The sequence below is a fragment of the Thioflexithrix psekupsensis genome (assembly GCF_002149925.1).
Taxonomy (GTDB): domain Bacteria; phylum Pseudomonadota; class Gammaproteobacteria; order Beggiatoales; family Beggiatoaceae; genus Thioflexithrix; species Thioflexithrix psekupsensis.
Genome location: NZ_MSLT01000006.1, coordinates 158,320 through 170,305, shown reverse-complemented (window position 1 = coordinate 170,305; position 11,986 = coordinate 158,320). Strand labels below are relative to the sequence as shown.

General features: G+C 39.7%; 8 protein-coding genes. 7 read left to right on the top strand and 1 reads right to left on the bottom strand.

The genetic code is table 11. The features are described 5' to 3' along the window. Positions 1-32 precede the first annotated feature (32 nt). A complete protein-coding gene (locus TPSD3_RS02010; RefSeq protein WP_086486921.1) occupies positions 33-356 on the bottom strand; it encodes a (2Fe-2S) ferredoxin domain-containing protein in 324 nt (107 codons plus the stop codon). Positions 357-612: 256 nt separating this feature from the next. Between TPSD3_RS02010 and uvrB the strand changes: the two genes are divergently transcribed. The 7 genes from uvrB (at position 613) to TPSD3_RS01975 (ending at position 11,965) form a co-directional block, all read left to right on the top strand. After that, a complete protein-coding gene (uvrB, locus tag TPSD3_RS02005) occupies positions 613-2,625 on the top strand; it encodes an excinuclease ABC subunit UvrB (protein ID WP_086486920.1) in 2,013 nt (670 codons plus the stop codon). Positions 2,626-2,649: 24 nt separating this feature from the next. Beyond that, positions 2,650-3,678: a CDP-6-deoxy-delta-3,4-glucoseen reductase gene (locus TPSD3_RS02000; protein WP_086486919.1), complete on the top strand. Its 1,029-nt coding sequence runs from the start codon at positions 2,650-2,652 to the stop codon at positions 3,676-3,678. Between the two features lie 194 nt (positions 3,679-3,872). Then, positions 3,873-6,083, top strand: a complete 2,211-nt coding sequence (locus tag TPSD3_RS01995; RefSeq protein WP_086486918.1) for a DNA methyltransferase — start codon at positions 3,873-3,875, stop codon at positions 6,081-6,083. Between the two features lie 51 nt (positions 6,084-6,134). Beyond that, positions 6,135-8,345 carry a DNA methyltransferase gene (locus TPSD3_RS01990; RefSeq protein ID WP_086486917.1) on the top strand — a complete coding sequence of 737 codons (2,211 nt, stop codon included), beginning with the start codon at positions 6,135-6,137 and terminating at the stop codon, positions 8,343-8,345. Positions 8,346-8,518: 173 nt separating this feature from the next. Further along, positions 8,519-9,010: an OmpA family protein gene (locus TPSD3_RS01985; protein ID WP_086486916.1), complete on the top strand. Its 492-nt coding sequence runs from the start codon at positions 8,519-8,521 to the stop codon at positions 9,008-9,010. A 14-nt stretch (positions 9,011-9,024) separates the two neighbouring features. Next, positions 9,025-9,570 (top strand): hydrolase, encoded by a 546-nt coding sequence (locus TPSD3_RS01980; RefSeq protein ID WP_086486915.1) that lies wholly within the window; start codon positions 9,025-9,027, stop codon positions 9,568-9,570. 103 nt (positions 9,571-9,673) lie between these two features. Beyond that, a complete protein-coding gene (locus tag TPSD3_RS01975) occupies positions 9,674-11,965 on the top strand; it encodes an NADP-dependent malic enzyme (RefSeq protein ID WP_086486914.1) in 2,292 nt (763 codons plus the stop codon). The last annotated feature ends 21 nt before the right edge of the window (positions 11,966-11,986 follow it).

Here is an 11,986-nt window from a genome sequence, read left to right as displayed (position 1 = left end):
TGCATTCGTCCTTTATTAAGGATAGTTTTATTTTACCAAACGTCTGTTGGGGCTTGCAAACGGGTGACAATTTCGCCACCGAGCAGATGTTTTTCAAAAATTTCGCTGACATCATCCACAGTGACATTGCCATACATGACATTTTCAGGATACACCAACACGCTTGGCCCAATACTACACGGCCCCAAACAGCCCGAATAAGTCACAGACACTTGCCCAAACGCATTACGCGCCTGCCATTGGCGAAAAAATTCATCCGTCACCGCTTTACAATCTTTTTCCGCACAAGACCCGCGAGGATGCCCCGCAGGACGAGCTTGATTACAAATAAACACATGTTTCTGTGGTCTTGGCATTGACAAAACTCCTTTCGTCAGAGGTAAAGAAAAATTAAATTTATAAAAATTAATTGGTTAATGTAGATTATTTTTATAAAAATTGCAATCGGTATGAAACTTTATTAAAAAAAATCGCTTACCCGCCTAAAGCAATCGTCTTGCAATGACAGATCAAGAACACTATTATGGCTCGGTTAGAAAATGTTATGAATGACTATTTTTAATTTCCAGTCTAATGAGCCAATGAGCCACTCTGCTTTTTTAGGAAAAACCCATGTCCATTCGCGCTGTAGATGCGTTTAAATTACAAGCTGATTATGCGCCCGCGGGCGATCAACCCACGGCGATTCAAGAATTAGTACAAGGTTTAAATCAAGGCATTCCTGAGCAGATTTTATTAGGCGTGACGGGATCGGGAAAAACCTTTACCATTGCCAATGTCATTGAGCAAACGCAACGCCCTACATTAATCCTCGCGCATAATAAAACATTAGCTGCACAATTATACAGTGAAATGCGTGCTTTTTTTCCGTATAATTCAGTCGAATATTTCGTGTCTTATTACGATTATTATCAGCCTGAAGCCTATGTGCCTGCCTCAGATACTTATATCGAAAAAGACGCATCAATTAATCAACACATTGAACAAATGCGATTATCGGCGACTAAAGCGATGTTAGAGCGTGCCGATGCCATTATTATTGCCAGTGTTTCGGCAATTTATGGCTTGGGCGATCCCGAATGGTATATGCAAATGGTGTTGCATTTAATTCGCGGCGAACGTTTAGAACAACGGTTTATTTTGCGCCGTTTAGCCGAATTGCAATATACCCGCAATGATATGGTATTAGAGCGCGGACATTATCGCGTTCGGGGCGATGTCATTGATATTTATCCTGCGGAATCTGAAGAAGAAGCCATTCGTGTTGAATTATTTGATGATGAAATCGAACGATTAAGTTATTTTGACCCTTTAACAGGGCGGGCATTAAGATATGTGTCTCGTTTAACCATTTATCCTAAAACCCATTATGTGACTCCGCGAGATGTGTTATTAAAAGCGGTTGATGATATTAAAGTTGAATTAAAGCAACAATTAGAGCTATTACGCGCTAATAATAAATTACTCGAAGCCCAAAGATTAGCCGAACGCACCCAATTTGATTTAGAAATGATTGTGGAATTGGGTTATTGTTCAGGAATTGAAAATTATTCCCGTTATTTATCGCGCCGACAAGCAGGAGAACCCCCGCCAACATTATTCGATTATTTACCGCCAGAAGCCTTGCTCATTATCGATGAAAGCCATGTGACCATTCCGCAAATTGGAGGCATGTATCATGGGGATCGTTCGCGTAAAGAAAACTTGGTTAATTACGGTTTTCGTTTGCCCTCGGCTTTAGACAATCGTCCTTTAATGTTTAATGAATTTGAAAAATTAGCCCCACAAACGATTTATGTCTCTGCGACTCCGGGGCCTTATGAGATGAAAAAAACCCAGCGCGTGATTGAACAAGTTGTAAGACCAACAGGCTTGCTTGACCCATCAATTGAAGTACGATCAGCTTTATCCCAAGTGGATGATGTGGTGTCTGAAATTCACCGACATGTGGCGCAGAATGAACGCATATTAATCACCACTTTAACCAAAAAAATGGCTGAAGATTTAACCGATTATTTATTAGAACAAAAAATAAAAGTTCGCTACTTACATTCTGATATAGATACGGTAGAGCGAGTGGAAATTATTCGAGATTTGCGTATGGGAATTTTTGATGTATTAGTGGGGATTAATTTATTGCGCGAAGGCTTGGATATGCCTGAGGTGGCTTTAGTCGCCATTTTTGATGCCGATAAAGAAGGCTTTTTGCGTTCGGAACGGTCTTTAATTCAAACCATTGGCCGGGCAGCACGTCATGTCAATGGTCGCGCTATTTTATATGCGGAAAAAATAACCGATTCCATGCGTTTTGCCATTGAAGAAACAGAACGCCGTCGTCATAAACAAATGGCTTATAATGCGCAATGGGGAATTGTGCCAAAAAGCATTAAAAAAGCGGTGGTTGATATTTTAGAAGGGGCGCGTCCCGTGATGGCTACTGATGCGCCTGTGATGTTGCAAGTGGCTGAAGAAATAGCCGAATATACGCATTTACCTTTGGCTAAACAAATTGAGCAATTAGAACGAAAAATGTTGCAACATGCCGAAAATTTAGAATTTGAAATCGCGGCTCAATTACGCGATCAAATTAAGGCATTACGACATCATTTATTAGAAATTGAATAAGAAAATAATTGAGGAAAATTCAGCATGACTTATGTGGTAACAACAGAACCAGAACAACATCGTTTTATGTGCGAAGATCATGAAACGTTATTAGATGCCGCATTGCGCCAAGGTTTAGTGATTCCTTACGGCTGTCGTAGCGGCAGTTGTGGCGCATGTAAAGGGCGGATATTAGAAGGTACATTTGATTATGAACACGCCAATTTATCGGGTTTGAATAAAATCGATCCCGAATCAGGCGATATATTATTGTGCCAAGCACGGGCGAAAAGTGACTTACGCATTGCAGTACGCGAAATTGAACGCGCTGAAGAGATTGAAATTAAACAAATGCCCTGCCGCGTTTCCGAATTACAGAAATTGACCCACGATGTCATGCAAATGTATTTAACTCTGCCTGCCAATGAACGTTTACAGTATTTAGCGGGTCAATATTTGGTGTTTTTATTGCGCGATGGGCGGCGGCGCGCTTTTTCTATCGCCAATGCGCCTGAACATGATGAACGTTTGGAATTGCACATTCGTTATGTGCGCGATGGTGATTTTACGCATTATGTGTTTAATGAATTAAAAGTGCGCGATATTTTGCGCATTGAAGCCCCATTAGGAAATTTTTATTTACGCCATCATGATTTTCCTATTATTTTTGTGGCAGGTGGGACAGGTTTCGCGCCGATTAAAGCCATGATTGAACAGGCTATTATTGAGCAATTAAAACGCCCTATGTTATTGTATTGGGGCGTGCAATCAAAACGCGATTTTTATCAATTGGATTTGATTGAATCGTGGTTAAAACAATCGCCTTATTTGCAATTTATTCCCGTGTTATCAGAACCGAATGCAACGGATAATTGGCAGGGGCGTGTGGGTTGGGTGCATGAAGCGGTTTTGGCTGATGTGCCTGATTTAGCGACTTATGAAATTTACGCCAGCGGGCCACCGATCATGGTGGCGACGGCGCAAGCGGAATTCACTGCACTCGGTTTGCCTGTGGAGCAGTTTTTTTCTGATCCGTTTGAATATGCTTATGATCGGCCGAAAAAAACAGGCTAATTTTTTTAAATGAACTATTTTGCCTGATAGAAAAATAAGTGATTCATAAAAATATCTTTTTATCTAAAAAAATTTTATGAATCACTTCACATGCACCATTTTAGCTACCGCTAACCCACCAATTAATATAATATCACCGATTTTGCCACTCCCTTAGAATAATTAAACCACTATTTTAAAAGGAATAACCCAAAATGTTATTTAACGATTTTGATTTTTCTCAATTAGATTCGCCTGATTTTAAAGAAGACAGTGTGCGCGAAACATTAATTTTACCTTTATTAACCGCATTGGGTTATCAGCAAGAGAATATTGTGCGCAGTAAGGTGTTAAAAGACCCTTTTTTACAAACAGGTTCTAAAAAGCGTCCTATTACCTTAATTCCTGATTATTTGCTGAAAATTGAAAACGCTTATGCGTGGGTATTAGAAGCCAAATCTCCTACGGAAAATATTTTAATGGGGAATGCGGTAAAGCAAGTTTATTCTTACAGTATTCATCCTGAAGTGCGCAGTAAGTTTTTTGCTTTATGCAATGGGCGATCTTTTTCTTTATTTCGTTCGGATGAAACTTCGCCTTTACTTTATTTTGATTTAGCAGAAATTGCGGATTATTGGGAAACTTTACAAGGTTATTTGTCGATTCATTCCTTTCAAATGGGGAAAGTATTTAGTTATCTGCCCTTAAAAACTAATTTTCATGCCCAGCCTTTTGATTATTTAAATCGCCCGTTATTAGAAGAAATTCCTGTTAAAAAACAAGCCGCAAGACGGCATTTTGGCGTGCATGGTTATTTTACGAAACAAGCATGGAATGTGGTGAATCGTTATATCCAGAATTTTTCTCAAAAAGGCGATTTAGTGTTAGACCCTTTTGGCGGCAGTGGTGTGACCGCAATTGAAGCGATGATGTTAGAACGTCGAGCGATTCATCTTGATTTAAATCCGATGTCCGCGTTTTTGGTAGGCAGTTTGATTCGTCCTGTGAAATTAGAAGATTTACAAGCCAGTTTTGAACGGATAAAAGCCGCTTATGAATCCGCTTTGCCTCTTTCTGTTAAACAGGTATTGAAAAAATACCCTTATCCTAAAGATTTTTCTTTACCTAAAGGCTCTGATGTTCGCTTTATTCAGGATTTATTTAGCCCAGAACAATTGGCGCAATTGGCTTTTTTAAAGCATTTAATTTTACAAGAGAAAAATCTGGATATTAGAAAGGCGTTATTATTGGCATTTTCTAGCACAATTACCAAAACAAATTTAACTTATCACAATTCAAGTTCCAGAGATATTAATGCAGGTAATGGCAGCCCTATGAGTTATTACCGCTATCGCATTGCGCCGCGCCCTGTGAGTTTAGATTTAATGAAAACTTATGAGAAAAAATTCTCATCTATGCTTAATGCTAAACGCGAAATTGAACCCAGAATTAACGAGCAAACTGTAGATAATTTGCAAATTATTCGCGGGACGGACACAGATTTATCTTTTCTTAAAAAAGAAAGTGTGGATTATATTTATACTGATCCGCCTTATGGTAAGAAAATTCCTTATTTAGATTTATCGGTGATGTGGAATGCGTGGCTGGATTTGCCTGTTTCTGAAGAAGATTATGCTTTAGAAGCGATTGAAGGCGGCGAGCATGAGAAAACTAAAGATCAATATAATTCGCTCATGGCGAAAAGTATTGAAGAAATGTATCGCGTGTTAAAATTCGACCGTTGGATGTCTTTTGTTTTTGCGCATAAAGACCCTGAATTTTGGCATTTAATTATCGATACTGCCGAGCGATGTGGTTTTGAATATGCGGGCGCAGTGGCGCAAAAGAATGGACAAACCAGTTTTAAGAAACGACAAAATCCATTCACGGTATTGTCAGGGCAATTGATTATTAATTTTAAAAAGGTTCGCCGTCCTAAATATATCATGCGAGCCAGTTTAGGAATGGAAATTGGCGATGTGGTGATGCAAACCATTGAAGGCATTATTGCTAAAAATAATGGCGCAACCTTAGAACAGATTAATGATGAACTGATTATTAAGGGGTTAGAATTGGGATTTTTAGACTTATTGAAAAAGGAATATTCCGATTTAACACCATTCTTATTAGAAACTTTTGATTATCATTCCGAAACGGAACTATTCACCATTAAACAAGATGGACGTTTTAAAACTTATGTCGATTTAAATTTGCGGGTGCGTTATTATTTAATTTCCTGTTTACGCCGCATGGAACGGGAGAATAAAACTGCTTATTTTGATCAAATTGTTCTGCACATTATGCCTTTATTAAAAAACGGCAATACTCCCGAAGAGCAAACTATTCTTAATGTGTTAGAACAAATTGCTTTCCCTGTTGGCGATGGGTGGAAATTGAAAGTGGAAGGGCAGGCGGGATTGTTTTAGCGTTAAAATAACCGATCTTATTTATAATTTTACCCAAAGGAATAACCCAAAATGTTATTTAACGATTTTGATTTTTCTCAATTAGATTCGCCTGATTTTAAAGAAGACAGTGTGCGCGAAACATTAATTTTACCTTTATTAACCGCATTGGGTTATCAGCAAGAGAATATTGTGCGCAGTAAAATGTTGCAACATCCATTTTTAAAAACAGGTTCTAAAAAGCGTCCTATTACCTTAATTCCTGATTATTTATTAAAAATTGAAAATGCTTATGCGTGGGTTTTAGAGGCTAAATCTCCCAGTGAAAATATTTTAATGGGAGATGCAGTAGAACAGGTTTATTCTTACAGTATTCATCCTGAAGTGCGCAGTAAGTTTTTTGCGCTATGTAATGGGCGATCTTTTTCCTTATTTCGTTCGGATGAAATCTCACCGTTGCTTTATTTCGATTTAGCAGAAATTGCGGATTATTGGGAAACTTTACAAGGTTATTTGTCGATTCATTCGTTTCAAATGGGGAAAGTATTTAGTTATCTGCCCTTAAAAACCAATTTTCATGCCCAGCCTTTTGATTATTTAAATCGCCCATTATTAGAAGAAATTGATGTTAAAAAAAGAGCAGCAAGACGACATTTTGGTGTACATGGCTATTTTACGAAACAAGCGTGGAATGTGGTCAATCGTTATATCCAGAATTTTTCTCAAAAAGGTGATTTAGTGTTAGACCCTTTTGGCGGCAGTGGTGTGACCGCTATTGAAGCGATGATGTTAGAGCGTCGAGCGATTCATCTTGACTTAAATCCGATGTCCGCGTTTTTGGTAGACAGTTTGATTCGTCCTGTGAAATTAGAAGATTTACAAGCCAGTTTTGAACGAATAAAAGCCGCTTATGAATCCGCTTTGCCTATTTCTGTTAAACAAGCATTGAAAAAATACCCTTATCCTAAAGATTTTTCTTTGCCCAAAGGTTCTGATGTTCGCTTTATTCAAGATTTATTTAGTCCAGAACAATTGGCGCAATTGGCTTTTTTAAAGAATTTAATTTTACAAGAGAAAAATTTGGATATTAGAAAGGCATTATTATTAGCGTTTTCTAGCAGCATTAATAAATCTAACTTGACTTATCATCATTCAACGTATGCCAGTAAAAATGCAGGCGACAGCGGCCCTATGCGTTATTACCGCTATCGCATTGCGCCGCGCCCTGTGAGTTTAGATTTAATGAAAACTTATGAGAAAAAATTCTCATCTATGCTTAATGCTAAACGCGAAATTGAACCCAGAATTAATGAGCAAACTGTAGATAATTTGCAAATTATTCGTGGGACGGCCACAGATTTATCTTTTCTTAAAAAAGAAAGTGTGGATTATATTTATACTGATCCGCCTTATGGTAAGAAAATTCCTTATTTAGATTTATCGGTGATGTGGAATGCGTGGCTGGATTTACCTGTTTCTGAAGAAGATTATGCTTTAGAAGCGATTGAAGGCGGTGAGCATGAGAAAACTAAAGATCAATATAATTCGCTCATGGCGAAAAGTATTGAAGAAATGTATCGCGTGTTAAAATTCGACCGTTGGATGTCTTTTGTTTTTGCGCATAAAGACCCTGAATTTTGGCATTTAATTATCGATACTGCCGAGCGATGTGGTTTTGAATATGCGGGCGCAGTGGCGCAAAAGAATGGACAAACCAGTTTTAAGAAACGACAAAATCCATTTACGGTATTGTCAGGGCAATTGATTATTAATTTTAAAAAGGTTCGCCGTCCTAAATATATCATGCGAGCCAGTTTAGGAATGGAAATTGGTGATGTGGTTATGCAAACCATTGAAGGCATTATTGCTAAAAATAATGGCGCAACCTTAGAACAGATTAATGATGAGCTGATTATTAAGGGGTTAGAATTGGGATTTTTAGACTTATTGAAAAAGGAATATTCCGATTTAACACCATTCTTATTAGAAACCTTTGATTATCATTCCGAAACGGAATTGTTCACCATTAAACAAGATGGACGTTTTAAAACTTATGTCGATTTAAATTTGCGGGTGCGTTATTATTTAATTTCTTATTTACGCCGCATGGAACGGGAAAATAAAACTGCTTATTTTGATCAAATTGTTCTGCACATTATGCCTTTATTAAAAAATGGCAATACTCCCGAAGAACAAACTATTCTTAATGTGTTAGAACAAATTGCTTTCCCTGTTGGCGATGGGTGGAAATTGAAAGTGGAAGGGCAGGCGGGATTGTTTTAGAAAGTAACGATAGCGTGTTTTTTTACTCATTATTCATTCTCACTTTTTTTGTCGCTTCAACCGTTTTTGCTTTTTCAAAATTAACACCGCTTTGTTATCATAACCCTTGCTGATGCGCACTTGCGCATCATTTTGTCCACTTTTACCAAATCACACGATCATTAAAAAAAACCATGTCATTGAACAATCAACCTTTTTTAACCCCTCTGTTTCTCACTATCCTGCTGCTTGCCACATTAACGGGTTGCGTGACCCAAAGCACCAAACCCGAAGGCGACCCCAGTGCCGTCTTAGAAGGAGGCATACAAACAGAACGCGGCATCTATGTCTCCTACAAAAACGAAGTGTTGTTTCGTCTCAACAGTGCTAGAGTCCTGCCTGCGGGACGAGAATCCATTGAAAAAGTTGCCCTTTATCTCAAAGCCAATCCAGAAAATCCCATTTTGGTCGAAGGTCATACCGATGATCTGGGCGCAGAAGATTACAATGCAGTGCTGTCTAAGCGTCGTGCCGATGCGGTGCGTCAAGTCTTGATAGAATATGGAATTGAACCCGAACGCATCAGCACAATGGGCTATGGCGAAAGTCGCCCAATGGCCGGCAATGACACGCCTGAAGGACGGGCAAAAAATCGTCGCGTAGAAATTATTATTTTAAATCCATAAAGGTTTTCTTTCTCATGCTGATTAAGGCGAATAACAGTTGTTTCTTAATGATTGACGTTCAAGAACGTTTAATCGGTGCAGTGCAAAATCCACAACAGATTGTAGAGCATTGCGCGTGGTTGTTGCGCTTGAGCCAATTCATGGCAATTCCTATTTTAGTGTCAGAACAATATCCGCAAGGATTAGGTCGCACCGTGAGTGCGTTATTGCCATTTATTCCACAAGAATCGTTAATGGAAAAAATTCATTTTTCCTGTGTTTCTTCAGAACCTTGTTTAACGCAAATTGAAGAAACAGGTTGTCATCAATTTATATTAGCAGGAATTGAGAGCCATGTTTGCGTGTTGCAAACGGCTTTAGAATTGCAAGAAATTGGTAAGGAAGTTTTTGTGGTTTCTGAGGCGGTTTCTTCGCGCCATCCGCAGGATAAAGAAATGGCTTTAGCGCGTTTGCGTGACATGGGAATTCACATTGTCACTCGTGAAATGGTGTTATTTGAATGGGCGCACCAAGCAGCTACGGAAAAATTCCGTCAATTAAATCGAGAATTTTTACGTTAATTCATATTTTTTCTATCAAAAATTTGAAAAAACAAGATGATTATTTTATCTTGTTTTATTTTTGATAAAAATAGCAATATTGAGATGACCAAGGATTATTAAAATGAGTGAAGAAATGCGCGACAGTGCTTTACAATATCATTCTTTTCCTCGTGCGGGCAAATTGGCAATTATTCCCACCAAGCCATTAGCCACACAACGCGATTTGGCATTGGCTTATTCTCCAGGGGTGGCTTATGCCTGTGAAGAAATTGTTAAAGACCCTTTAAATGCAGCTAATTATACTGCTCGTGGTAATTTGGTCGGTATCATCACCAATGGCACGGCTGTGCTGGGTTTAGGCGCGATTGGAGGGTTAGCGGCCAAGCCTGTGATGGAAGGTAAAGCGGTTTTATTTAAGAAATTCGCGGGGATTGATGCGTTTGATATTGAAATTAATGAAACCAATGTCGAGCATTTAATTGATACCATTGCGCGTTTAGAACCCACTTTTGGTGGCATTAATTTAGAAGATATTAAAGCTCCTGAATGTTTTGTGGTAGAAAAAGCCTTGCGTTCTCGCATGAATATCCCTGTTTTTCACGATGATCAACACGGAACAGCCATTGTGGTGGCAGCGGCAATTGTGAATGGATTGCGGGTGGTAGAAAAAGATATTCGCCACGTGAAATTAGTCGCTTCAGGCGCAGGCTCGGCCGCATTGGCTTGTCTCAATATGTTAGTGACTTTGGGAATGCCCATTGAAAATATTATTGTCACCGATATTGCAGGTGTGGTTTATCGCGGTAGAACCGCTTCAATGGATGATTATAAAGCCCATTATGCGCAAGAAACTTCAGCGCGAACATTGGCAGAGGTTATGGTGGGCGCGGATATTTTCTTAGGACTTTCAGCAGGCGGGGTTTTAAAACCAGAAATGGTGGAAAAAATGAACCCTAAACCTTTGGTATTTGCTTTAGCCAATCCAACGCCAGAAATTATGCCCGAAGAGGTGAAAAAAGTCCGTTCCGATGCGTTGATTGCCACGGGGCGATCTGATTATCCTAATCAAGTGAATAATGTGCTTTGTTTTCCGTTTTTATTTCGCGGCGCATTAGATGTGGGCGCGACGGAAATTAATGAAGCCATGAAAATTGCTTGCGTTCATGCCATTGCTGAATTGGCAATGGCTGAAACTTCTGATGTGGTGCGTTCGGCTTATGAAGATCAATCGTTGGAATTCGGGGCTGATTATTTAATTCCAAAGCCTTTTGATCCGCGTTTAATTTCCATTATTGCGCCGGCGGTGGCTAAAGCGGCAATGGAAAGTGGTGTAGCCACTCGTCCTATTGAGGATTTTGAAGCGTATATTGAAAAACTCAATCAGTTTGTGTTTCGTTCGGGTTTAATGATGAAACCTGTATTCGAGCGCGCCCGTAAACAGCCCATGCGCTTAGTTTTCGCTGAGGGAGAAGAAGAACGGGTTTTACAAACCGTACAACAAATTGTGGCTGAACGTTTGGCGTATCCGTTGGTGATCGGTCGCCCTGATGTGATTGAACGTCGCTTGAAAATTCTGGGGTTAAAGATAAGACCTGATGTTGATTTTGAATTGGTCAATCCATTAAGTGATAAACGCTATAGTAAATATTGGCAAACTTATCATACACTTACAGAACGATGTGGCGTTTCTCCGATGGAAGCCCGCACTGTAGTGCGAACCGATACAACAGCCATTGCATCGTTAATGGTGGAGTTGGGGGATGCAGATGCCATGATTTGCGGCACGATTGGGCGTTATCATCAGCACTTGGAACAAGTGATGAATGTGATCGGTAAGGCGGATGGAATTCATAAAATGTATTCGCTCAATGCGTTGATTTTGCCCGCCGGAACGCTGTTTATTTGTGATACTCAAGTCTGCATTGAACCCACCGCCGAAGAATTGACCGAAATGACGTTATTATGTGCAGAGGAAATTCGACAATTCGGAATTACGCCTAAAGTGGCCTTATTGTCCCATTCTAATTTCGGCACGCGCCCTGCGGAAAGTGTGACGCGAATTCGGCAGGCATTGCAATTATTAGCGCAACGTGCGCCAGAATTAGAAGTAGAAGGCGAAATGCACGCCGATTCAGCCTTGTCAGAAACAATTCGCTCGCGTCGTTTTCCTAATTCTCGCTTAAAAGGACGCGCTAATTTGTTGGTAATGCCCAATTTAGATGCGGCGAATATTAGCTTTAATTTGTTAAAAATGGCCGTGGACAGCGCGGTGGCTATTGGGCCTATTTTAGTCGGCGCAAATCGCTCCGTACACGTGGTCACGCCTTCGATTACGGTACGGGGATTGCTCAACATGAGTGCCATCGCCACGGCGAAAGCCCAACGCGCCGCCAGAATTCGCGGCAACGATTAGTTCCATGCGTTATCCAATGGA